The sequence below is a fragment of the Rhizobium sp. CC1099 genome, from assembly GCF_029714385.1.
In the GTDB taxonomy this organism is placed as follows: Bacteria; Pseudomonadota; Alphaproteobacteria; order Rhizobiales; family Rhizobiaceae; genus Rhizobium.
In genome coordinates this window covers 1,031,562-1,054,370 of the sequence record NZ_CP121642.1, presented here as the reverse complement: position 1 = coordinate 1,054,370, position 22,809 = coordinate 1,031,562, and the positions used below count along the sequence as shown (strand labels likewise).

Below are 22,809 nucleotides of genomic sequence, written 5' to 3'. Positions count from 1 at the left end.
CTTCAGTCTGGAAAAGCCGTCGCAACTTCGGACGCCTAAAGGGATACGGGATGACGTCAGCAGCGATCAAGATCCTAGTTTCATCCGCCGGTCGACGGGTCGCTCTCATCGACTGCTTTCGCAGGGCGGCGAAAGAGTTAGGCATATCCCTGACGGTGGTCGCATGTGATCTCGATCCAGGAATGAGCCCTGCCTGCCGATCCGCCGATGCGAGCTATGCTGTCCCAGCCTGTGACGATCCGGGCTTCGTTTCAGCGCTGCAAGGAATTGCATCGCGTGAAAAAATCGATCTGATCGTTCCAACGATCGATCCCGAACTCCCGGCTCTCGCAGAGGCGATGGACGATTTTGCGGCACTTGGCTGTCGGGTTCATGTCAGCCAACCGGCGGTGGTCGACATCGTTCGCGACAAGCTTGAAACGATGACTGTGCTTGCGGCCGCGGGCGTCCCCGTCCCGCGCACCATCGCACTTGAGGAGTTCGCCTCGACCAGCGAATGGTCTTGGCCGGTCTTTGTCAAGCCGCGGTCTGGAAGCGCCAGCCGCGCGATTAGCGTCGCCGGTTCGAGAGATGAGCTGCCCGCCAAGGTCAGCGAACCGATGATTGTGCAAGAAAATCTGACCGGCGCGGAATACACGGTCAACGGCTTCGTCGACGTGCGCGGTAGACTACAGACAGCCATTACACATCGTCGCGTTCGTGTCAGGGCGGGCGAGGTCGAAAAAGGCATCACCGAGCGCCAGCCGCGACATTCCCGCATCGCGCATGATATCGTCGCTGCACTGCCGGGCCTCAGAGGTGCATTCTGCTTTCAGATTATGGACGACGGCGCTGCCGGCCCCAAAGTGATCGAGATCAACGCACGGTTCGGAGGAGGCTATCCTCTGGCTGATTATGCGGGCGCGCATTTTACAAAATGGCTGCTCGAGGAAGTCTCAGGCTTACCTGCGAGCTGTCATGACAACTGGCATTCGGGCGTGTTGATGCTGCGCTACGACGAAGCGATCTTCGTGGATGGTGAAGATGAGTGAACCACAAGGTGGTGTTCTAGTCTTCGATCTGGATGACACACTCTATCTCGAAAGCGACTTTGCCAAAAGTGGATTCGAGGCCGCGTCTGCGTGGCTGGATCGAGAAATGGGTGTTGCGAATTTCGCTGATCATTGCCACGCAATCTTCGCAACCGGCCGACGCTCACGCGTGTTCGATGAAGCGCTCGCCGCTGCAGGCATGGCCGGCGACCGGACGTTGACTGCAAAGCTAATTGAAGTTTACCGGCAACATCATCCGCGCATAGCGTTGGCCCCTGATGCGTTGGAATATCTTTGCAATCCTGCCAGGAAGGCGCGCCTGGCCCTCATAACCGACGGCTACGCAGCAACACAAATGGCAAAGGTCAAGGCGCTGGGTCTTGAGGAGATTCTAGACCACATCATTTATACAGATGTCTGGGGCCCCAAGTTCTGGAAACCGCATCCGCGGGCGTTCGAGGCTATCCAAGAATGGTCAGGAGTGCCGTGCGCGGAGCTGGTTTACGTAGCTGACAATCCCGCCAAGGATTTTGTCGCTCCGCGGCGTCTGGGATGGAGGACGATCCAGATTGCCCGGATCGGCCGCATCCACATGGCATACGCCACCGAGCCTGACCATAGACCCGATGCGGTGATAACTAGTCTTTTTGATCTCGACGCGTGCCTCGCGACGCTCCGCTCTGCGCCACAATTTACAATCACGACCAATCCTAAGTGACTACGCTTGCGATCGTTTCACAAAGGCCTGCCCTAGAACGGCAGGAATGAGCAGCGGAACCGGCCAAAACCGTCCATACATATGAGTCATTGCGTTGCCCATAGCCAAAAACGCCGCAACTGTCGCAAAGATACAGATGGCGAACGGAAGGCCGTTCTTGATGCGACTAGCCGCAAGCGCCGGCCCCAAGAGGCTGATCACCATGACGGCAAAGCCAAGGGCCGCGATGAAGCCCCCCTCCGTCCAAAGAAGTAAGTAAATATTGTGCACGGGCTTCTGTACGGCGCTGCTTACTCTGTACTGATCCGCTCCAATCCCGAGCAAAAGCGTGGAGCCCGTTTGACCGGCCGCCTCCTGTATGAGCTCAAAGCGACGACCAAACGTTCCCGCCTGGCTGATGTCTCCTGTATCGACAGCGGTAAGGACGCGTTTTTGGAAAACGTCCGGCAGATAGTCGCGCAACGGTGTAATCGCGACAAGTGGAATGCAGAGGCAGAGAGCGGCGGCAGGCACAACCGTTCTCCATGTAAGATTGAACAAGAGAAAGATTGCAACGCCGATCCCACAGCCAATAAGCCCGGTATTAGAGCCAGTCAGAAGAAGACCGTAGGTCATGACTACAAACGCGCAAAGCGCGAGAAACCTGTTTAATTTTCTTAAGGAAACGAGCAGAAGCAGGACCTGAATTGCGAGCGCAATAACGGCGGCGCACGCATTTTCTCTTTCCATCAATCCGTTAAAGCGTCCGCTCCCGGTGACGAACTGCGTATTTGTCTCTCCAATAACATGAATGAGAAAGATACCGTGTATACAAATTATAAATATCGAAGAGACATAAATCTTTGCCGCCGCTAAGAGCTCGTCATAGCTCCTTCCCCCAAACAAAAGCAGCACAATAAAATACGCGTAGAAATACTGCAGGACGACCACGAGTCCGCGTTCCGGCCCTGGGCTTACGATGCTGCTTGCAGTCAACCCCAAAAGCAGCAAGGCAAGCCCAATACACCAGGCGGCCGTGCTCAGCTTGCCAATGACATTGACGACAATATTCGCGTTCGCAACAGCGAGAGAAAAGCAAAGAAGAAAAGACAGATCTGCAAGCGTGAAATAAATATATTCACTTCTAAAATAATTCATCGAGCATAGAAATATAGCAGCAAAAAATGCATATAACTCCAAAGACTGCGAAATTGTCGCGACCGCAGGTTGCCCATGCCCCCTTGCGCGTTCATCGATTTTATCAGCCGATGTAACGTCATTTAAGCTCATCGCCAACGCCTCCGTCGGTTTAAGGTATTCTAAAACGCAAAAAAGTGAAGTAACTTCCAAGCTTGGAGAGCTTGTCCTTCAAACATCTTCGATCGGAGACCGTACGATGCCGCTGCGAAGTCTGGCGAGATACCGCCCTCTGCGGCGAGTTGCACTCCATGTCCTTCGCACTTGGGGAACGCGCGATATTATCGTGCGCCATCATTGGTGGCGCGATGCGCCCATAAGATTAAACCTTTATAAACATCGGGGATATTGGTTCAAAGGGAAGCACCGCGAGAAGCATATCATGAAGACGCTCGCCGAACTTGCAAAGCCCGGAGATTCCGTTGTCGAGCTCGGCGGCCATATCGGCTATCTTTCGGTTCATTTAGCAAAGATTGTTGGCGATGACGGTACTGTTATTGTTTTCGAACCTGGGCCCAACAATTTGCCGTATCTTCGAACCAATACAGAGCGCTTTGCGAACATTAAAATCGTTGAAGCCGCGTGTGGAGATCTCGATGGCCCCGTGGAATTTTGGATAGAAGGCCTGTCGGGACAGAACAATTCATTGGACAAAAACTATAAAAATTTTGAACAAACCCGAGAAAATGCGTTCAGCGATGCGCTGATGGAATCCGTCACGGTCGAGATGATGCAGCTTGACACGTTCTTGGAAGAGACGGGCCTTCGTCCGGCGCTGCTGAAGATAGATGTGGAGGGTGCCGAACACCGCGTGCTTCTCGGTAGTTCGCACTGTCTAGCGAATATAAGACCACTTATAGTGGTGGAAGTTACCGAGAATTTTGACGATGTAGCCAGAATATTTAACGAAAACGATTACGCAATACATGATCGCAGTCGCCCCGAGTGGGTGTGCATTCCGGCCGAACGCGCCGGAGAGTCCCAACAAATATCGGAGCATTGAGCGTCCGGGCTCGTTCTTGTCATCGCCGTCATCGAAGCTTGCAACTCCGCCGCCCGCCGAAAAAGGAGCCGCCATAGTTCGACAAAAGAGCGGCATGAAAACGTCTTTATTCCCGCCTTTCTCCCATCAGGCTCTCAAAGGGCAGATGTTGGTAGCGGGATCTGACTTCAGGCAATACAGCCATGCTTTTTTTAGGGGTGACAGCCAGAGATTTGTCTGCAATGAAGACCACGATGAGAGACAGGGGCGTTCGTTGCAAGACGGGCTGAGAAGTACCCTTCGAACCTGAACCGGATAATGCTGGCGGAGGGAGTCGCTCGGAGCCTTGTTTATTCAGTCCGGCTCCCCGCGCATTTGCCCCGCCAGAAAGGGGCAAATGCCGATACGAACTTCACCCGGACAACTCTTCGCTGCCATGCGCGAGCCGCCGCCGCTCGTGCATTGCATCACCAACTACGTCGCGATGAATATCAGGCCCGGTTCCCTTTCATGGCGCCTCCTTGACGCGCTTGCGCAGCTCGATGGAACCGCACTCGATGCTGCGGCAAGAGTAACATCGAGATGAAGCGTTTCGATCTTTCCCTTTATCTTGTCCTCGACCCGGATCTGTGCGCCGGTATCGGCATGGTCAAGACGGCGCTCGCCGCGGTTTCCGGCGGAGCAACGATCATACAGCTGCGCGATAAACAGGCAGGCACGGCAGGCCGGGTCAAGACCGGCCGAGCGTTGAAAGCCGCGCTTGCCGAAACCGGCGCCCTTCTGATCGTCAACGACGACGCCGAGGCTGCAATTGCGATCGAGGCGGATGGGTTGCATGTCGGCCAAGATGACATGGCCGCCCGCGACGCGCGCAAACAGATCGGATCATCGATGATCCTTGGACTTTCGGTGGAAACCGAGGAAATGGCCGCGGCCGTCGACCCGGCAATCGTCGACTATGCCGGTATCGGTCCTGTCTTTGCCACATCGACAAAACCGGATCACAAGCCTCCGATCGGCATCGATGGCGTGGCAAGGCGCGCGAGGGCCTGCCGCGTACCAGGGGTCGCGATCGGCGGCCCCAAGGCGACCCATGCGGAATATGTGCTTGCGGCAGGGGCAAAGGGGCTCGCGGTCGTATCTGCTATCTGTGGCACGCCCGATCCGCGGCAGGCTGCCGCGAGCATTACTGACGCAATCCGAAAGGCACGCGCATGATATGCAACGTTCTTTCCATTGCCGGCTCCGACCCTTCGGGCGGCGCGGGCGTCCAGGCCGATTTGAAAACCTGTTCGGCGCGCGGCACCTATGGCATGGCCGTTTTGACGGCCTTGACGGCTCAGAATACCCAGGGCGTTTCCAGCGTGCATGCAGTTCCCGCTGACTTCGTCGCCGAGCAGATCGGCATGGTCTTCGCCGATATCCGTGTCGATGCGGTCAAGATCGGCATGATCGCCAATGCACCGATTGCCGAAGCTGTCGCCAATGCCCTTTTGCCGCACCGCGGCATACCGATCGTGCTCGATCCGGTGATGATTGCCAAAGGAGGTGCTGCCCTCCTTGATGTTGAAGCCATCGACTTTCTCAAGACCCGGCTTTTGCCGCTCGCAACGCTTCTTACCCCCAATCTGCCAGAAGCCGCCGCTCTGCTCGGAGAGCCGGCCGCAGGGACCCGAGATGCAATGGAGCGGCAAGCGGAAAAGCTGCGTGCGCTTGGTCCCTCTGCCGTTCTCGTAAAGGGCGGCCATCTTGGCGGGATGCAAAGCCCTGACGTCCTGGTAAGCGAAAGCGGGATTACCTGGTTTGAAGCGCCACGCGTTCCGACGAAGAACACGCACGGCACCGGCTGCACACTTTCGAGCGCGCTTGCAGCAGAACTCGCAAAGGGCGGATCGCTCGAGGCCGCGGTCGCTACAGCCAAAGATTACCTGGCTGCCGCCGTTGCCAAAGCCGGCACGCTCAGCGTCGGTTCGGGCCACGGTCCGGTTCAGCATTTTCATCAGCTCTGGGCATGATGCACAGGTCTGCTTAGATCTTCACGGCACCAGCGGTCAGACCGGCGATGATATGCCTTTGGGCGACGAAGAACACGATCACCGTCGGCAGGATGGTAAGCGCGATGAAGGCGAGCACCAGCTGCCATTCGGTGCCATACTCGCCACGATAGACCATGATGCCGAGCGGCCACGGATATTTCGATTCCGAATTCAGCATGATCAGCGGCAGGATATAACTGTTCCAGCTGCCAACGAAGGAGATGATGCTGACGGTTGCAACGATCGGCCGCGCAAGCGGCAGCGAGATGTACCAGAAGAAGCGCAGATAGCCGCAACCGTCGACAAAGGCCGCCTGGAACAATTCTTCCGGGAGGTTTCGGAAGTAATTCCTGAAAAGCAGGATGCTCATGCCGAGGCCGAATGCGACCTGCGGCAGCACCACGCCCCAATAGGTATCGAGAAGACCCAGATCGCGGATGCGGATGAAGAGCGGCAGGATCGCCGTTGCTGCCGGAAACATCAGGCCGAGCAGGAAATAGTTCAGCAGGAACGACGAGCCGAAGAAACGGACATGCGCAAAGGTGAAGGCGGCCATCGACGAGACGATCAGCGTGAGAGAGACCGTGAGCGCTGCAATGACCAGCGAATTGAAGATCTGCAGCCAGTATCGCTCCCCGAAGAGGATATCGGTATAATTCGACCATTGCCACTCTGCAGGGAGCCCAAAGGGATTGGTGCGCAGGTCGCCCAGCGTCTTGAAACCGCCGAGCGCCGTCGTCAGCAACGGGATGAGAACCAGCGCCGCAATCAGCGTCAGCGACACGTAGAGATAAACCCGCGTCTGCAGCGGCATGCGAATGGTGGAGCTCGTGTCAATCATTGCGCATGAAAATCCTCTTGTAGCCGAAGGCGAGTGTCATGCAGATGATGAAGAGGACGACACCGACGGCGCTGCCGAGACCAACCTGCATGCGCATGACGCCGTAGGTGTAAAGGAAGGTCACCATCGTCTGCGTCGAATTCGATGGCCCGCCGCCTGTCAGCGGCATGATCATGTCGAAGAGCTGCAGCGAACCGATGACCGCAAAGAAGATGGATAGGCGCAGCGTGGATCCAAGCAGCGGCAGCGTCACATAGCGGAACTTCTGCCAGCCTGTCGCCCCGTCGATCTCAGCTGCTTCGAGCACATTTTTGTCGACCGATTGCAGGCCGGCGATGAAGAGCATCATGTGGAAGCCGAAATACTTCCAGACGATAACGGCAAGCACGGCGTAGATGGCGAGATCCTTGTCGGCGAGCACATAGGGGGTCGCGAGACCGAAGAAGTTCGAGATTGCGGCAAAGAGCCCGTAGTCGCCGTCATAAACGAAGCGCCAGATCAGGCCAGCTGCGACATCGGCAAGAACGTAGGGCAGAAAGAAGATCAAGCGGAAGGCGACGACGCCAGGGATACGGTGGGCCAGCATCGTCGACAGCCAGATCGCCAGCGGAACCTGGATGGCGATGGATATCAGGATAATGAGGCCATTATTGACAAGCGCCTGTGTGAAGGCGGCGTTGCGCAAGAGGACTTGGAAGTTGCGGAGCGCGATGAACTCCGTCGGCATGCCGTAGCCGTTCCACTTATAGAGGCTGTACCAGGCCGCCTCGCCCATCGGCATGATGACGAAGAGCGTAAAAAGCAGCAGAGCCGGCGGCAGAAAGAACAGAAGTACGGCCCAGCGGTCATGCGCAGCCGAACTGCGGTTTCTGGTCGCGCTCCTGGCCGGTCTTGCCGCACCGATCGCTGATGAAATGGAAATATTCGCCATCTGTCTTGCCTTCGCATGCGCCTGGTCCGATCCCGGCACCTGTTGAGAAGGCGCCGGGACAAAGGAAGCGGAGCGGGTTATTGCTCCAGTTCGAAGGCGTCCTGGATCTGCTGGGCGCCATCCTGCGAACTCATCTGGCCGGAGACGATTTCAACGGAGACATCATTGACGACACGGCCAACGGCAGCGCCGAGATCCTGATCGAAATAGTTCTGGTGCCAGGTCGAGGCGGCGAGTTGCTTGGCGGATTGAGCCAGAAGCGAATTGGTCACACCATCATCGGCGCCGACGGCCACCGGTAGAAGCATCGCGGCCTTGGCCATGGTTCTTTCGTTTTCTGCATTCGTCAGGAAGGCGAGAAAATCGATTGCTTCCTTGGAAGCCTTCTTGGTTACCGCCCAGCCGTTCAAACCACCCAGCGTATCGGTTACCTTGCCGGCGCCGCCTTCTACGGCCGGGAAGTTAAAGCGGCCGATGTTTTCCGGCGAAAGTCCCTTGCCGTCACCGGCATTCTTGCGCTGATTGGCTTCGGTATTCTCAAAACCGAGGATCATAGCGGCCTTACCATCGCCGAAGACGCCGAGAGTTTGCGGCCAGGTCGCACCCAGATAGCCAGGCTGGAAGGGTTCAATCTTCCCGAGTTCGGCAAGATCCTCACCGGCCTTGATGATCGCCGGATCGAGGAAGCCTTCGCCCTCGCCTTTCTTGGCAGCGTCGAAGACCTTTTCTCCGCCTTCGCGCATGACGAGATAGCTCCAATAGAAGTGGATCGGCCATTTTTCGCCGCCGCCACCTGCGATCGGCACGATGCCGGCGTCCTTGAGCTTTTTCACGGCGTCGAGAAAGTTTGCCCAGGTCTTGATGTCCTCGGCCTTCACGCCTGCCTTTGCAAAGAGCTCCTTATTGTAGAAGAAGCTGACGAGACCGACCTTGTATGGCATTGCCCAGACCTTGCCGTCAAAGGTCAGACCACTGACAGAGGCGGCGCTATAGGCGTTGCGCAGCTTGCCGCCATCTGCATCGAGCGCGGCTGTCACATCCTGAAGCGCGCCGGTCTCAGATTGTTGTTTGAGGACGCCCCCGCCCCAGCTGAAAAAGAAGTCCGGTATATCGTCGGACTGGAGAAGCGTCGGCAGTTTTGCCTTGAAGGCCTCGTTTTCGAGAAACTGCATCTGTATGTCGACATCCGGGTGCTTTTCTTCATAAGCCTTGGCAATCTCCTCCCACTTGGCCACATAAGTCGGATCGAGCTCCAGATGCAGCCACTTTACGACCGTTGTTGCGGAGGCTGCACCGGCTCCGAGCATCATGGAAATGCCTGCGGCAGCGGCCAGAAATGCGATGCGCTTGGCGCGAAGAGCAGCATTCGTGCGAATATACGTCATGGATTTTCCTCCCAGGGGGCCAATGTCCTCACTAATTTTTCCCCTATGCGGAATAATTCAACGCAGCTCTGACTGATGTCAACCCGATTGGGCCGATTTTTTGGCAAATCTGCTTGACAGCATCCGCAAACTGCCTGTTATTTAATTTGTATTCCGTCGAAAATAATCGGGGCTGAGCCCTGAAGCAAAGCGATTGCCCGGCTAGTTTTCATGAAGACCGCAGATCCTGAGTTAATGCGCGCGATCAATCGCTTGAACGTGCTGGACACGATCCGCCGCCACGGACCGATCGCACGTGTGGAGATCAGCGAACGCACCGAACTTTCGACCACGACGGTATCGGCAATTACCGCCTCGCTTCTCGATGACGGGCTCATTCTGCCGCGTCACGAAGGCGACATCCGCAACGAGGCGGCCCGCGGCCGTCCCCGTGTGATGCTGGAATTGAACCCGGATGCCGCGCGCGTCGTCGGTGCAAAAATTGCGGCAAGCCGGCTCGTTTTCGTCCTCACCGATTTCCGCGGAGACGTGCTTTCGAAACTCACCCTGCCGATCCGCATCGACCGGCAGCCGATCACAGTCATCGCCGACCTGGTGGAGGATGGCGTACGCCGCTGCGTCGTGGATGCCGGCTTGTCGCTGGAAGATGTCGATACCGTTTGCCTTGGCCTTCCGGGCGTTATCGAGCATCGCACCGGCCATGTTCGCAGCAGCCCCATCTTTCGGGATACGAATGTCGATTTCGCCTCGGAGATGACTGCGCGGCTTGGGACGCCGACCATCATCGAGAGCGATGCGCATGCAATCACCCTTGCCCATCACTGGTTCGGCAAGGCGCGAGATCTCGAGGATATGGTGTTGATCTCCCTGGAACAGACGCTCGGGCTTGGCGTGCTGCACGGCAATCAACTCTTCCGCGGTGCCGGCGGCCTCAGCCACAATCTCGGCGATCTCGTGCTCGGCACGGGGGCGCAGGGCACGGTGCGGCTGTCGAGCCAGGCTGGCGAAAGTGCAATCCTTGGCGAACAGCAGGCCGACGGGCGTTTTGCCGAAGCAATCCGTCTCGGCCGCGGCATGGCCCACGCTCAGGCGCTGATTAAGGCGGAGGACAATGTCCTCATCGGCGCCGCCGTCCGCGCCGGCGAGGCCGTCGGGCTGACGATTGCCAACATCGTCACGCTCTTTGCCCCGCCGCGCGTGATCCTCGTCGGCTCCAGCCTGGCGCTCGGCGAGCCCTTTCTGAACAGCCTGCGCGATGCCTATGCACTTGCGATCCCGCCATCCTTAAAGGGCGTTACCGAACTTATCTTCGACGACTCCACAGACGATTTCTGGGCGCAAGGTGCGGCAGCCGTTGCCCTTTACGAACTCTACGAGTCGCCTTGGAACACGACGGGGCCGGCACTCTAAAAACTGTAACTGTAAAATCGATTGGGAGGAAATCATGGAGACAGTCGGCATCGGCATCATCGGATGCGGCAATATCTCGGGCGCATACCTCAAGGCCATGGCCTCTTTCCCGATCCTCGATATCCGCGGCATCGCCGATCTCAACCGATCCCTGGCGGAGGCAAAAGCCGCCGAATTCAACGTCCCGGCGAAAAACGTCGACGAGATCTTTGCCGATCCAAAGATCGAAGTCGTCGTCAACCTGACGATACCGAAAGCGCATGTGGCAGTCGGCCTGCAGGCACTTGAAGCAGGAAAACACACGTATTCGGAAAAGCCCCTCGGAATTAGTTTCGCGGAAGGGAAAAAGCTCGCTGAAGCCGCGAAAGCGAAAAACCTTCGCATCGGCGCGGCACCCGATACCTTTCTCGGCGGCGGGCATCAGACGGCGCGTGCCCTGATCGACAAGGGCGTGATCGGCCAGCCCGTCGGCGGTACGGCCACTTTCATGTGCCCCGGCCACGAACGATGGCACCCGAACCCGGCCTTCTACTACGAGGTCGGCGGCGGGCCGATGCTCGACATGGGACCTTATTACATCACCGATCTCGTCAATCTCTTCGGACCGGTAGCGCAGGTCGCGGGCTTTGCGATTGCGCCCCGCAAGGAGCGTATCATCACCAGCGAGCCGCACAGCGGCGAGCATATTCCAGTGCACGTGCCAACCCATGTCGTCGGCATCATGGCCTTTGCCAACGGGGCGGTCGTTCAGATTGGCATGAGTTTCGACGTCGCCGGGCACAAGCATGTGCCGCTTGAACTCTATGGCACGGAAGGCACGCTGATCGTTCCCGACCCGAACCATTTCGGCGGCGAGGTCCAGCTTCTGAAAAAGGGCGGAAGCTTCGAACCGCAGGAACTGACAGCGCCTTACGCAGACGGCAACTACCGCTCGCTCGGCGTTGCAGATCTTGCACACGCCATCCGTTCCAATCGCCCGCACCGGGCAAACGGCAGCCTCGCGTTGCACGTTCTCGAAGTCATGGAGGCGTTTCACGCGGCCTCCGAAACCGGCCGCACGGTCACGATTGCCACAGAGACGGAGCGCCCGGCGCCGCTGTCGGATTCCCTTATCAATGGACGGTTGGGCAAGTAATATTCAGGAGGAAAGAACATGCGCGAAGCACTGATCGTCTGGGGCGGCTGGAGCGGCCACGAACCACAGGAATGCGCGGCCATCATCAAGGACATGCTTCAGGAGGACGGCTTCAAGGTCTATGTAGAGCACAGCACCGAAGCCTTCGCCGATCCGTCGGTGCATGATCTGAGCCTCGTCGTGCCAATCGTCACCATGTCGAAGATCGAAAAGGAAGAGATCAAGAATCTCGCTGCTGCGATCGAAAACGGCGTCGGCATCGCCGGCTATCACGGCGGTGCGGGCGACAGCTTCCGCGAGTGCGTCGAATATCAGTTCATCATCGGCGGCCAATGGGTCGCCCATCCGGGCAACATCATCGACTACACGGTAAACATCACGCGGCCGGACGACCCGGTCATGGAAGGGATCAGCGATTTTCCCTATACGTCGGAGCAATATTATATGCATGTCGACCCCTCGAACGAGGTGCTGGCGACGACGACGTTCACAGGTGATCATGCCTACTGGATTGACGGCGCGGTAATGCCGGTCGTCTGGAAGCGGAAATACGGGAAAGGCCGCGTCTTCTATTCCTCGCTCGGCCATCAGTCCAAGGAATTCGGCGTGCCGCAGATGAAGTCTATCTTCCGGCGCGGCGCCAACTGGGCAGCGCGCTAAACCCGCTGGCCTAGAAGGCGAAGCGCTCTCTGCGATGTGATCGGAACGGTCCGGAACAAATGGCCGCCTTTGCCGTTGTTGCCGCGTTGATCAGCTCGAAAGGATTTTGATCATGCGCACGATTTTCGCGGTGACTTCGATTGTCTTTCTCGGCATAGCCGGTCCCGTGTTGGCGCAATCCAATATGGGCACGGATTATACCGGGCGCATTGACGGCACTCCTCCTCTCGGAACCTCGCCGGAAAGCCCAACGACGAATGGTCTCGTCATTCCGCTTGATCCGGTAGAAACCGGCAGCGTCGATGTCGTCATTCCGCGCAACACCGGCCCGACCGATGTCAGGCGCTGCCCGCCGCCGAAACGCGGCGTTGCGGCCAAGACAAGCCGCTACAGCCAGGCGTGCCCGCAATAGGACAACCGCGGGCGCAGCAAGCCGCTACGCCAATTTCTATCTCGCCGGCATGCATTTCGTGTTAGGGGAGACCACGAATTTCCGTGAGGCCTTGCCGCAATGTTACCTTGGATACAGCTCGACTCCACGATCATCCCCGGGGACGGCGGAGAATTGCGCCTGAAGCAGCGTGGCCGCGAATTCTCCATCATGCTCGGCTCGAACGAACTGATGAACAGCCGTCTCAGCGGATCCGAAGAAGCGCTTGCAACGCTTTCCTGGGATCGCATAAAAGGCCACAGACGCCCGAAGGTCCTCATCGGCGGCCTCGGCATGGGCTTCACCTTGCGCGCAGCACTCGCGGTCCTACCCGCGGAAGCCGAAGTGGTTGTCGCTGAACTGGTTCCGACCGTGGTCGCCTGGGCGCGCGGGCCAATGGCGGAGGTTTTTAAGGGATGCCTCGAGGATCCGCGCGTCTTAATCCATCAAGGCGACGTCGGAGAGGTGATCCACTCAGTGAAAGCGAGCTTCGACGCAATCCTGCTCGATGTCGACAATGGGCCGGACGGGCTGACCCGCAAATCCAATGATCGGCTTTATGATTTCAACGGCCTGCGAGCGTCTCGCGAAGCGCTGCGCTCTGGCGGCGTTCTTGCCGTCTGGTCTTCCGGCCCCAACGCGAGCTTCAGCCGCAAGCTGCGCGACAGCGGCTTTTCGGTGGACACGGTCAATACACGCGCCAACGGCAAGCGCGGCGGGGCGCGCCACGTCATTTGGCTTGCTGTCAAATCGTCCGCCTAGTGGCCGGAGGCAACCGTCCGGGCCGCGGCGATCGCACTGGCAGCGCCAGCGCGCAGTTGCGTCGTATCGGCGCTCGCAACAACAAGATCGCAACCGAGCCTCAACAGCTCGCCAGCACGCTTGCCATTGCTGCCGAAGGCGCAGGTGAATTTCTTGTGTGCTCGGCACCGCGCGACAATGTGCGCCAGTTCCTTGTCGATCTCGTCGGTGTCGGGCGCGAGCCTTGCACCGTTTGAAAGGGCAATCGACAAATCGGATGGCCCGACGAAGACGCCGTCGATGCCTTCGACACCAAGGATGCCGTCGACGGCATCAAGTGCTGCCCGCGTCTCCACCATCGCAATCGTCAGCGTCAACCGGTTGGCGGTGCGCAGGTATTCATCTGCCGAGAGCTTCATGTGGTTGAGCGCCAACGTCGGTCCCCAGCTTCGCTCGCCAAGCGGCGGATACTTCGCAAACCGCACAAGCGCTTTCGCATCTGAGACCGAATTGACCATTGGCGCGATGATGCCGGTGCAACCAGCATCGAGCAGCCGTGAGGCCGAAGCGAAATCGCCAACCGGGATGCGCGCGATTGCCGGTTTTCCCGCAGAACGGCATTGCGTAACGGCATTCGATGCTGAAGCCATATCCCACATGCCGTGCTGCATATCGAGCACGACGGAATCGAAATCTTCCTGCGCCAGATGATGGACGACCATCGGTTCGGGTATACCGATCCAGGCGGAAACCAGGCCGGCATGCCCGTCTGTCCTGATCCTGTCCGCGAAACTGTCGATTGCCGGTGTCTCCGTCATGTCGTTCTCCATTCACTGCTCAGGCGAGCGCGTGTTTGCTGATCTTGAAATTCCTCGATGAATGTTTTCTGCAACAAGATTCCGTCCCACTCGTCTGGGAAAAACGGTGAATCGTAAATCAGCGTGAACGGTCCGACGTAACCCGCAGCGCCGCAAGCCTCCAGGCTCATGAGGTAGTCAGCAGCATCCAGACCGGAGGCATTGTAATCCGCCTTCGCATGACAAAGTTCCGCGCGGCACATGATGTCGGAAAGGTCCGCGTATTTTTCGGGCGCAGTCCAGTTGCCAAGATCGCCATTGAGCCCGACCTTGCCCTCAAGCCCGTCCAGCAGCCAGTTCATCTGCCGAGGCGAAGGCAGAAGGTCGAACCAGTTTTCGACGACGATGCGCACCCCACTGCCATCGGCTTCCTTCGCCAGTTGCCTCAGATGCTTCAAAGCCCGGCTCAGATTTTCTTCGGTTGGCGGCTGCTTGCCCGCAATTACGCGTAAGTTCTTCGCTCCCACCACGACCGCCCTTTCGATCCAGCCGGCCATCCACGCTGCGTCGCGTTTGGCATGATCAGCGTGACTCGGGTCGCCGTCCTCAAGCAGGAGGGTCTGAAAGAGCACGCCCGATGCCTTCATCGCACCGCGGAGGTCATCGAGATAACCTGCCTCAAGGCTCGGCAGGTGAAAGGAGCAGACCTCAAGCCGGTGAATGCCACGCTCGGCAAGTTGCTGCGGCAACTCGATCAGAGAGGCCACACCCGGGCCGTAAGGTTCCTTGCGCGCCGCACTTGTTTCCTGATCAGGACTATTGGGATAAACCGGTCCAAGGAGGCGATGCAACGACCATGTAGAAACTGCAAAACGGCCGTTCGGCAAAGCCTGCGCCATCATCGCCCTCCTCGTTTGTTTCCATCCTAGGCATTGAAGGCTTGGCCCTTCAAACGAAATCGCCGCGAATGACGGCTTCTGCAGAAAGTGCGGCACCAAGCAGCGCCTCGTCGCCATTGGCCGGCGCCGACAACAGGAAGCCGACCGGCATCCCGGCATCGCCGGCGCCACACGGGATCGACACGCCGCACCAATCGAGAAAATTGCCGAGCGCCGTGTTTCGCAGTGTCTTGGCATTCGTCGCAAAAAAGAGGTCGTCATCCATCTCCAGAGGCGCGATCGGCGGCGCCACATGGGCGACGGACGGGAATGCAAGCAGCCGGTCGCCGATCAGCTGCTTGCATTCGGCGATGAGCCGCTCACGAATCTCGAGGATTGCGATATAGTCCGGCATTCCTGTCTTTTCGCCGAGACGCGTGCGCATGACAACGCGACGATCCATGCCCGCAGCCTCCGGTCCGGCCAGACGCTCGCGATGCAGCGCGAAAGCTTCGGCGGTTACCAGCGCTCCGTAACGGGTCATCGAAGTCAAGATTTGGTCGAAAGCGGGCATCGTCATGCGGCTGATGATGGCCCCGGTCCTCGCCAGCCGTTCCACCGCCGCGTCGAAGGCAGCCGCGACGCCCGGCTCGACGCCGTCGAAGACCACATTTGTGGGAATGGCAATCTCAATGCCCTTCAGCGGACGGGCACACACCTCGGATGAGGTCAGGCCGCGCATCGCAGCATCGATCCACACGGCATCTTTGACTGTTCGGCAGAGTGGACCAAGCGAATCCAAGCTCTTTGCAAGGGGAAAGACGCCATCCATGGAATATCGGCCGCGCGTTCCCTTATAGCCCACGAGGCCGTTGAGTGCGGCCGGGATACGGACTGACCCGCCCGTATCGGTTCCCATCGCGACCGGTACGAGGCCGGCGCCGACAGCCACAGCTGCCCCTGAAGAAGAGCCACCCGGGATGCGCGGCACGTCAAGGCCGTGGGAGTTATGCGGCGTGCCGTAATGCGGATTGATGCCGAGGCCTGAAAAGGCGAATTCGCTCATATTCGTTCGCCCCACCGCAATCATTCCGGCCCGCTTAAGCGCCATAACGATCGCTGCATCGCTTGCCGCCGGCGCAGTGCTCGCCAACACTTTCGACCCGGCTGTGGTTGCAAGGCCCTCGATGTCGAAGAGATCCTTCCATGCGATCGGGATACCATCGAGCGCGCCTAGTGAGCAGCCCCTACGGATGCGCAGGGAGGACGCTTTGGCCTCGTCAATGGCCCGTTCCTTTAGAAGCACCGTGAAGACCGCCTTGTCGGGATGGCCTTCGATGCACTCGAAGATCGACCGCACGACCTCGACCGGATCAGCAGCGCCGCTCTGAATGAGGACCGACAGTTGCGCGACAGTCATCGCGCCGAATGGCTTGGTCATGGGAGAATCCGTAAAGGCATCGTTCCCCTTGACCTATCGCGGATCGTCGCTGCGGACCAGCCTGTTTACCGTGGTATCCGCGATTGGTCTGATTTTCTGAACACTGAGTTTGCAGATCGGCTCTTCAACTCTGCCCCATGCACGACCACATCCACCCGACACGCGGGCCCCCCACCGGGCATCATATTTTGATCCACCCGGTCCCGCTGTGCCGCAGGAGCAATAAAAATGACGCACCACGATATTTTGAACCCGCGCCACAAAGATATGGTGGCACATCACCCAACAAACGCACAAGCCACCAGCGAAGGTGAGCGCGATTATGTGGAACACCTCAACGCGCAGAAGCTCTCTCTGGGTGAACGGCTGCTTGTGGTCGGCGCCTTTGTCCTTCTCGGTGTTGCCGGACTGACTGGGCACCTTAATTCTTCGGTATCGCCTGAGGTGACCGGTGCTATTGCTGCGCCTGCGACATTCGCATCATCTCATGGCAGCCTGGATTCTTGCCGGGAATACAGCCCTTTCGCGGAGAAGAGGTGTTGACTTCGGATCGCTACGGCCCACTGCATGGAAGTCTGCTGCCTTCGATGTGTCGCACCAGAAGGAGAGAAAACCATGGCCGGTCACGTCGATTACAATCTCGGGCGCTTTATCGATGCACAGGACGGGATGTATGACCAGGCCCTGCAAGAACTTGGCGCGGGGCGGAAACGCTCGCACTGGATGTGGTTCATCTTCCCGCAGATTGCCGGGCTAGGCTCGTCGGCGATGGCCAAGAAATATGCGATCCGCTCAGCAGAGGAAGCTGCCGCCTATTTGAGCAACCCCATTTTGGGCGCCCGACTTCTTCGCTGCGTCCAAGCGATCCTCTCGGTCAAAGGATGCACGGCGCGCGAGATTTTCGGGTCCCCGGATGATCTCAAACTTCGCTCTTCACTGACGCTTTTTGCAGCCGTCAGTGATCAAGGTTCGCTGTTTCATGAAGCAATCGATCGGTTCTACGGCGGAAAATTCGACGAGCGGACGATAGAAATCCTCAATGCCGCGACTTAACGGCCGGGAGACTGTTCCAGCGCTGCAATCTCGTCGGAGATTTCATTGAGGCGCTCGCGCAGATCGGATTGCGTGCCATCCTCAACTTCTTCCTCGCCAAAACAATTGCGCGCATCGTGAAGCTCGAGTTTGGATTCCAGTTCGGCGCGCTTGGCATACAGACGATGGAGATAGGTGTAGTTCATATCTCTACCACCTCCAATATTGCCTTCCTCATCAAGCTGGACAACGATCTCGAAGATGGAAGGTTCCGATATAGCCCAAGGCTTAGCAGAGCGATGCAATTGCCGCACTGCAGGCTTTTGAGAAGTGGCTGCAGCAACCGTCGCTGCCCATCGCCTGCCGGGTAACGCGGGCGCCTTCCAAAAGGAGTGTCAGAGTGTCAGCAAGAAGTTGAGGCTCCCGAGCCCCGGCGGCGGAACAAAGCTCTTCAAGGCGTTGACGCTGCTCGGCCTTATGGCGCTCGATCACCTCATGGGCAGGGTGTCCCTCACCCTTTAGTTCGATCGCCGCATTGGCAAGATCGCAGCCGGCCGGCTCTCCGTTCAGACACTCAGCCCGCCCCTGAACCCACGCGTCGAGCTGCGCCCGGGGGTTGCCCGGATGCGTCGCCTCGAGATCACGCCAGATCGCTTCGGCCTTTTCGGAGGCGCGACGCAGCGTCTCGCAGACGAGCTCGTCCTTCGAGCCGAAATGCCGGTAGAGCGTCATCTTGTTGGTGAGCGCCGCATCTGCAATCGCATCGACGCCGATGCCGCGGATGCCATGTTCGCGGAAAAGCTCAGAAGCCGTCGAGACGATGCGTTCCCTCGGTGGGATTTTCTCGTTTGTCAGCACGTTTGGGATTTCATGCGAAGTTTCGGATTTTTTTGCGGACGAAGTCCTTGACATAGATGTGACCGATCGGTAACAAATGCATTGTTACTTACCGGTAACACCGCTGATCGTACAAGTCAATGCCGAGAGGGCTGGCGGCGTCAGCGGAACACGGGCGACCGCCCACGAAAGGAGGACGAACCATGAGAAAGACCAGTGACCTCACGATATCCGAAGCCCTTCGCGACCCGCTGATCGCCATGGTGATGCGCGCCGATGGCGTGAAGCTTGACGATTTCAAGCAACTCCTGGAAACGGCAGCCCGCAAACGCGAACCGAATGCCTCCAAGGTGGGTGGCCTCATCAACGCGATCGCCAATCGCGCCGGCGTGAACCCGACGACCGTTTCCTGCTTTTGCTGACTTCCGGGGACCTTCCCTGCCCCGTGCGAGAGCTGCCGTCTTCCCCCAACGGCGGCTTTCGCTGTATTCGCGCCACCGTGGAGGCGGCCAGTAACTGCGTACGGCCCATTTTCCCGTCATATGACGTCCAGATAGTCATAAGGAATTCATGATGACAACTTGGCGAACGTGAAGGCGCATCAGAGTGAATTGGTTCAGCGCGTTGAGGCGGGCGAGACCGTGCAGATATTGAAACGTCGCAAGCCGGCGGCAGAGATTGTACCAATCCGAAAGCCAAACAAGCCGGTTGACGTAGCGCAATTGAAGGCGCTCCGCGCGTCGCAACCGCGGCAGGAGATAAGCGCAGGCGATTTTGTCCACCAAATACGTGATACCGATCGCTACTGATGTTCTATCTCGACACTTCCGTCATCGTTGCTGTCTTGACGATGAGGAAGCCAGCGATCGCGCAAGCGCCGTCTTAGACCGATGCACAGCCGAGCAGGTACTCCTGATTAGCGATTGGTCTTTGACTGAAGTCGCCTCGGCGATCGCGCTCAAAGTTCGCACACGTCAACTGGAAGAAGAACACCGCTCGAGGATTATACAGGCGTTTGATTTCCTGATAGCCGATACTTTCGGAGTTCTGCCGGTAGAGCGTGAGCATTTCCGCAATGCAACTGTCTTCATTGGTCGACCGGCAGTCAATCTCCGTTCGGGAGGCGCTCTGCATCTGGCGATCGCCACTCACCGCCACGCCACGGTCCTTACCCTTGATCGCGGAATGGCGGAAAGTGGAGACATTTTGGGGATCCGGACAGAGCTGATCTAGCTGATCGCCACCAGATGCCCCGGCGAAACCGTATGGTACTCCAGCGGCACGATTTTGTAGTCCACTGCCCGGATCGGACTTTTGATCTCGTCATTGGCCGCCATCCGCTTCTCGCGCCGGCGATCCGGATCGGGCACGGGAACGGCCGCCATCAGCATCTTCGTATAAGGGTGCTGCGGGTTGCCGAAGATGGCAGCGCGCGGGCCGATCTCGACGATCTCACCGAGATACATGACCGCAACACGATGGCTGACGCGTTCGACGACGGCCATGTCATGCGAGATGAACAGGAAGGCGAGGTTGAGGCTCTGCTGCAGGTCCAGCATCAGATTGATGACCTGCGCCTTGATCGAGACGTCGAGGGCCGAGACGCTTTCATCGGCGACGATCACCTTCGGATCGAGCGCCAGCGCCCGGGCAATGCAGATGCGCTGACGCTGACCGCCGGAGAACTCGTGCGGAAAGCGCGACGCCATATCGGCTGAAAGGCCGACCTTTTCCAGAAGGTCGGCGACCTTCTCTTTGGCCTGCTTTGCCGTTCCCATCTTGTGTTCAAGATAAGGCTCGGCGATCGCCGCGCCGACGCGGATGCGCGGATTGAGGCTGGCGAACGGATCCTGAAAGATCATTTGCACGGTCTTGCGCATCGCGCGCATCCCGTTCTTGTCGAGTGCCAGCACGTCCCTGCCATCGGCCTTCACTGACCCGCTCTGCGGTTCGATCAGCCGCATTATGGCGCGGCCGGTCGTCGATTTTCCGCAGCCGGATTCGCCGACCAAAGACAGCGTCTCACCGGCAAAGAGATCGAAGGAAACGTTTTCAACGGCATGCACGCGTCCGGTCAAGCGGCCGAAGAGGCCAGAGTGGATATCAAAACGCTTCGTGAGGTTTCGCACCTCCAAGACCGGCCTTGCTGAAGCAGCAACCGTGTCGCCGACTTCCGCCGGAATGTCGCATTCGCCTGTCGCTGCATTGACGACGGGAAAACGCAGCGGCCTTTCGTGCCCCTGCATTGAGCCCAGCACCGGCACGGCGGAAAGCAGCGCGCGGGTGTAGGGGTGGCGGCCGCGATGGAAGATGTCGGCCGTCGCCCCCGTTTCAACCTGCTCGCCGCGATACATCACCACAGTTCTGTCGGCTATTTCGGCAACGACGCCCATGTCGTGGGTGATGAAGAGAACAGAGGTTCCTTCCTCCTCCTGCAGCATCTTGATGAGATCGAGGATTTGCCCCTGGATGGTGACGTCGAGCGCCGTCGTCGGTTCGTCGGCAATCAGCAGCTTCGGTTTGGAGGCAAGCGCCATGGCGATCATCACACGCTGGCGCATGCCGCCGGAAAAACGGTGCGGATATTCATCGAAACGCAAGGCAGCGGAGGAAATGCGGACCTTTTCCAGAAGCCGGATCACTTCGGCTCGCGCTTCGGTCTTCGACATGGCCGAATGGCAAAGCAGCGCTTCGGAAATCTGGTCGCCGATCGTAAAGAGCGGGTTGAGGCTCGTCATCGGCTCCTGAAAGATCATCGAGACGTCATTGCCGCGCACCTGCCGCATGCCACTTTCCGGAAGCGCCAGCAGATTGCGGTCGCCAAGCATGATCTTGCCTTCGATCCGGCTCGTATCCGGCTGCAGTAGCCGCATGATCGACAGCGACGTGACGCTCTTGCCAGAACCCGACTCGCCGACGATTGCAACCGTTTCGCCCGGCGCTACGCGAAAGGAAACATCGCGGACGACAGGCTTCCACTCGCCCTCGACGAGAAACGATGTCGTGAGATTCTCGACGGAGAGAACGGGTTCTGCCTGCTGGATCGTCTGCGCCTGAAAGCCTGCCATGTTCGGTTCCTCTTGGATGCCTGAAAGCCGGGAAGATCAATCAGGCCAGCGCAACACAGCGTCGAACCGGCGCTTGCCGCGGATTTCGATAGGCGTTGCGATGATCTCGTTGGAGGCGCGCGCCTTGTCCAGTTCTTCGGCCAAACGGCTGGCAACGATCTTTTCCTGGCCTGGGTGCAGGTTGCAGGGGTCGAGATAGAAATACTGATGCTCGACTTCGTGGTCGCGGACGATGATCGGCGGCGTCCCGCGCGCCAGCGCGTCGGCCAGATCCCAGGCGGTGATATGGGCTTCCTCCGGTTTGAGGATGACGCGCAGGCGATCAAGCGGATTCTTGGTCGGATCGGGTTCGATCAGCGCGGTTACGCCGGGGCGGTCGTCCAACATCTGCTTCCAGAGATTGAGGTAGCCCGTTTCGCGTTCGCGAATGCCGGTGTGGTCACGCATTTCCCAAGCCTCCAGGGCGGCCATAGCGCCGAAAATGCTTTCCTTGCCGACCTTCATGCCCCGGCCGATGCCCATGTTCTGCAGGAAGGCGTTGCGCACCAGTTCCTTTTTGCCGGCGACGATGCCGGAGGTCGGACCGCCGAGGAATTTGTGACCGGAATAGAGCGCGATATCCGCGCCTTGCTCCAGGAAAACACGCAGGTCGTACTCCGACGCCGCATCGACGATGACCGGCACGCGCTTGGCGTGGGCGATCTCGACGAATTCCTTGAGGTTCAGAAGGCCATAGTCGACGACGTGGTGCGACACGACGTAGACGGCCGCAGCCGTCCTTTCGGTGATTGCATTTTCCATGTGAAAACGATGGGTCGATGTCGCCTGACCGATCAGCACCGCCTTGGCGCCAGCAAGGCGGATCGCCTGATCGACGGGTGCGCCATAGCTCACAACATGGCCCATCTGCACCAGAACCTCGTTCCTTTCTGGCGTCACATCCGGCAGTTTCTCGATCGCCAGCAGGTTGTTGCCGGTGATGGCACCTGCGACGGCCAGGGAAATGCCCGCGGAGCAGGATGCCGTCACGAAACCGGCTTCCGCACCCGTCAACCGGGCAATGACGGCGCTGGCCTTGCGCTGCAGATCGTTGATTTCGACAAATTGCGGCAGGATCGACGACATGGCCGCGATTGCCTCGGGGACGACGATCGATGCGCCGAGGCTGGTCATCGTGCCGGAAACGTTGATGACCGGACGAAGGCCGATAGACGTGCGAATGTCATCAGACATGTGTATCTCCAGATTGAATGGCGAGATGGCGAGTGTTGCAGCTTGTA

26 protein-coding genes, 1 pseudogene and 1 riboswitch are annotated in these 22,809 nt (G+C 58.6%); of the genes and pseudogenes, 16 read left to right on the top strand and 11 right to left on the bottom strand.

What is annotated here, in order from left to right:
- The first annotated feature begins 50 nt into the window (after positions 1 to 50).
- Together QA644_RS26260 and QA644_RS26255 are read left to right on the top strand one after the other, a co-directional pair.
- Complete coding sequence (locus tag QA644_RS26260; RefSeq protein ID WP_283073873.1) at positions 51 to 1,031, top strand: ATP-grasp domain-containing protein; 981 nt, start codon at positions 51 to 53, stop codon at positions 1,029 to 1,031.
- The gene (locus QA644_RS26255; protein WP_283073872.1) at positions 1,024 to 1,749 is read left to right on the top strand and encodes an HAD family hydrolase; all 726 of its coding nucleotides are present in this window, start codon (positions 1,024 to 1,026) and stop codon (positions 1,747 to 1,749) included. Before QA644_RS26260 ends, QA644_RS26255 begins: the two co-directional genes overlap by 8 nt.
- On the opposite strand, the gene QA644_RS26250 is transcribed toward QA644_RS26255, so the two are convergent.
- Positions 1,750 to 3,018 carry an O-antigen ligase family protein gene (locus QA644_RS26250; protein WP_283073871.1) on the bottom strand — a complete coding sequence of 423 codons (1,269 nt, stop codon included), beginning with the start codon at positions 3,016 to 3,018 and terminating at the stop codon, positions 1,750 to 1,752. It abuts the gene before it with no gap.
- 106 nt (positions 3,019 to 3,124) lie between these two features.
- On the opposite strand from QA644_RS26250, the gene QA644_RS26245 reads away from it, so the two are divergent.
- The 4 genes and pseudogenes from QA644_RS26245 (at position 3,125) to thiD (ending at position 5,922) form a co-directional block, all read left to right on the top strand.
- Entirely contained in the window at positions 3,125 to 3,928 is an 804-nt protein-coding gene (locus QA644_RS26245) for an FkbM family methyltransferase (protein WP_283073870.1), read from the top strand.
- A 232-nt stretch (positions 3,929 to 4,160) separates the two neighbouring features.
- Positions 4,161 to 4,257, top strand: a riboswitch (TPP riboswitch).
- A 47-nt stretch (positions 4,258 to 4,304) separates the two neighbouring features.
- Positions 4,305 to 4,400: pseudogene (locus QA644_RS26240) on the top strand (hydroxyethylthiazole kinase); the annotation flags it as partial.
- 89 nt (positions 4,401 to 4,489) lie between these two features.
- Positions 4,490 to 5,125 (top strand): thiamine phosphate synthase, encoded by a 636-nt coding sequence (thiE, locus tag QA644_RS26235; RefSeq protein WP_283073869.1) that lies wholly within the window; start codon positions 4,490 to 4,492, stop codon positions 5,123 to 5,125.
- On the top strand, positions 5,122 to 5,922 hold the full coding sequence (gene thiD, locus QA644_RS26230; RefSeq protein ID WP_283073868.1) for a bifunctional hydroxymethylpyrimidine kinase/phosphomethylpyrimidine kinase: 801 nt from the start codon (positions 5,122 to 5,124) through the stop codon (positions 5,920 to 5,922). Before thiE ends, thiD begins: the two co-directional genes overlap by 4 nt.
- A gap of 13 nt (positions 5,923 to 5,935) precedes the next feature.
- Here the strand turns inward: thiD and QA644_RS26225 are convergent, their stop codons facing one another.
- The 3 genes from QA644_RS26225 to QA644_RS26215 all read right to left on the bottom strand — a co-directional run bounded on the left by QA644_RS26225 (position 5,936) and on the right by QA644_RS26215 (position 9,100).
- Complete coding sequence (locus QA644_RS26225; RefSeq protein ID WP_283073867.1) at positions 5,936 to 6,784, bottom strand: carbohydrate ABC transporter permease; 849 nt, start codon at positions 6,782 to 6,784, stop codon at positions 5,936 to 5,938.
- Complete coding sequence (locus tag QA644_RS26220; RefSeq protein ID WP_194731249.1) at positions 6,777 to 7,715, bottom strand: sugar ABC transporter permease; 939 nt, start codon at positions 7,713 to 7,715, stop codon at positions 6,777 to 6,779. The genes QA644_RS26225 and QA644_RS26220 overlap by 8 nt, the downstream gene beginning before the upstream one ends.
- A 77-nt stretch (positions 7,716 to 7,792) precedes the next feature.
- Positions 7,793 to 9,100, bottom strand: coding sequence for an extracellular solute-binding protein (locus tag QA644_RS26215; protein WP_283073866.1), 1,308 nt, complete (start codon positions 9,098 to 9,100; stop codon positions 7,793 to 7,795).
- Positions 9,101 to 9,310: 210 nt separating this feature from the next.
- Between QA644_RS26215 and QA644_RS26210 the strand changes: the two genes are divergently transcribed.
- The 5 genes from QA644_RS26210 (at position 9,311) to QA644_RS26190 (ending at position 13,497) form a co-directional block, all read left to right on the top strand.
- The gene (locus QA644_RS26210; RefSeq protein ID WP_283073865.1) at positions 9,311 to 10,510 is read left to right on the top strand and encodes an ROK family transcriptional regulator; all 1,200 of its coding nucleotides are present in this window, start codon (positions 9,311 to 9,313) and stop codon (positions 10,508 to 10,510) included.
- Between the two features lie 34 nt (positions 10,511 to 10,544).
- Positions 10,545 to 11,645, top strand: coding sequence for a Gfo/Idh/MocA family oxidoreductase (locus QA644_RS26205; protein ID WP_283073864.1), 1,101 nt, complete (start codon positions 10,545 to 10,547; stop codon positions 11,643 to 11,645).
- An 18-nt stretch (positions 11,646 to 11,663) separates the two neighbouring features.
- Positions 11,664 to 12,305 carry a ThuA domain-containing protein gene (locus QA644_RS26200; RefSeq protein WP_283073863.1) on the top strand — a complete coding sequence of 214 codons (642 nt, stop codon included), beginning with the start codon at positions 11,664 to 11,666 and terminating at the stop codon, positions 12,303 to 12,305.
- A gap of 112 nt (positions 12,306 to 12,417) precedes the next feature.
- Positions 12,418 to 12,717, top strand: a complete 300-nt coding sequence (locus QA644_RS26195; protein ID WP_239600857.1) for a hypothetical protein — start codon at positions 12,418 to 12,420, stop codon at positions 12,715 to 12,717.
- Positions 12,718 to 12,816: 99 nt separating this feature from the next.
- Complete coding sequence (locus QA644_RS26190; RefSeq protein WP_074071763.1) at positions 12,817 to 13,497, top strand: hypothetical protein; 681 nt, start codon at positions 12,817 to 12,819, stop codon at positions 13,495 to 13,497.
- Here QA644_RS26190 and QA644_RS26185 read toward each other — a convergent pair.
- The 3 genes from QA644_RS26185 to QA644_RS26175 are packed head-to-tail and all read right to left on the bottom strand — an operon-like array spanning position 13,494 to position 16,592.
- Positions 13,494 to 14,294, bottom strand: a complete 801-nt coding sequence (locus QA644_RS26185; protein WP_283073862.1) for an aldolase/citrate lyase family protein — start codon at positions 14,292 to 14,294, stop codon at positions 13,494 to 13,496. The genes QA644_RS26190 and QA644_RS26185 overlap by 4 nt on opposite strands.
- On the bottom strand, positions 14,291 to 15,172 hold the full coding sequence (locus QA644_RS26180) for a TIM barrel protein (RefSeq protein ID WP_283073861.1): 882 nt from the start codon (positions 15,170 to 15,172) through the stop codon (positions 14,291 to 14,293). Before QA644_RS26180 ends, QA644_RS26185 begins: the two co-directional genes overlap by 4 nt.
- 49 nt (positions 15,173 to 15,221) lie before the next feature.
- Complete coding sequence (locus QA644_RS26175) at positions 15,222 to 16,592, bottom strand: amidase (RefSeq protein WP_283073860.1); 1,371 nt, start codon at positions 16,590 to 16,592, stop codon at positions 15,222 to 15,224.
- Positions 16,593 to 16,820: 228 nt separating this feature from the next.
- On the opposite strand from QA644_RS26175, the gene QA644_RS26170 reads away from it, so the two are divergent.
- Both QA644_RS26170 and QA644_RS26165 read left to right on the top strand, forming a co-directional pair.
- A complete protein-coding gene (locus QA644_RS26170) occupies positions 16,821 to 17,135 on the top strand; it encodes a hypothetical protein (RefSeq protein ID WP_283073859.1) in 315 nt (104 codons plus the stop codon).
- Positions 17,136 to 17,207: 72 nt separating this feature from the next.
- Positions 17,208 to 17,645: a DUF1810 domain-containing protein gene (locus tag QA644_RS26165; protein WP_239600864.1), complete on the top strand. Its 438-nt coding sequence runs from the start codon at positions 17,208 to 17,210 to the stop codon at positions 17,643 to 17,645.
- On the opposite strand, the gene QA644_RS26160 is transcribed toward QA644_RS26165, so the two are convergent.
- Positions 17,642 to 17,830, bottom strand: a complete 189-nt coding sequence (locus tag QA644_RS26160) for a hypothetical protein (RefSeq protein WP_074071755.1) — start codon at positions 17,828 to 17,830, stop codon at positions 17,642 to 17,644. The two genes, QA644_RS26165 and QA644_RS26160, sit on opposite strands and share 4 nt — an antisense overlap.
- 82 nt (positions 17,831 to 17,912) lie before the next feature.
- Positions 17,913 to 18,536: a TetR/AcrR family transcriptional regulator gene (locus tag QA644_RS26155; protein WP_074071754.1), complete on the bottom strand. Its 624-nt coding sequence runs from the start codon at positions 18,534 to 18,536 to the stop codon at positions 17,913 to 17,915.
- A gap of 128 nt (positions 18,537 to 18,664) precedes the next feature.
- Here QA644_RS26155 and QA644_RS26150 point away from each other — a divergent pair, with 128 nt between their 5' ends.
- The 3 genes from QA644_RS26150 to QA644_RS26140 all read left to right on the top strand — a co-directional run bounded on the left by QA644_RS26150 (position 18,665) and on the right by QA644_RS26140 (position 19,694).
- Positions 18,665 to 18,883: a hypothetical protein gene (locus tag QA644_RS26150; protein ID WP_194731258.1), complete on the top strand. Its 219-nt coding sequence runs from the start codon at positions 18,665 to 18,667 to the stop codon at positions 18,881 to 18,883.
- 168 nt (positions 18,884 to 19,051) lie between these two features.
- Complete coding sequence (locus QA644_RS26145; RefSeq protein ID WP_349254143.1) at positions 19,052 to 19,270, top strand: type II toxin-antitoxin system prevent-host-death family antitoxin; 219 nt, start codon at positions 19,052 to 19,054, stop codon at positions 19,268 to 19,270.
- Positions 19,271 to 19,391: 121 nt separating this feature from the next.
- Complete coding sequence (locus QA644_RS26140; RefSeq protein WP_283073857.1) at positions 19,392 to 19,694, top strand: type II toxin-antitoxin system VapC family toxin; 303 nt, start codon at positions 19,392 to 19,394, stop codon at positions 19,692 to 19,694.
- Here the strand turns inward: QA644_RS26140 and QA644_RS26135 are convergent.
- Together QA644_RS26135 and QA644_RS26130 are read right to left on the bottom strand one after the other, a co-directional pair.
- Entirely contained in the window at positions 19,691 to 21,529 is a 1,839-nt protein-coding gene (locus QA644_RS26135) for an ABC transporter ATP-binding protein (RefSeq protein WP_283073856.1), read from the bottom strand. The two genes, QA644_RS26140 and QA644_RS26135, sit on opposite strands and share 4 nt — an antisense overlap.
- 36 nt (positions 21,530 to 21,565) lie before the next feature.
- Complete coding sequence (locus tag QA644_RS26130) at positions 21,566 to 22,762, bottom strand: aminotransferase class V-fold PLP-dependent enzyme (protein ID WP_194731261.1); 1,197 nt, start codon at positions 22,760 to 22,762, stop codon at positions 21,566 to 21,568.
- Positions 22,763 to 22,809 lie beyond the last annotated feature (47 nt).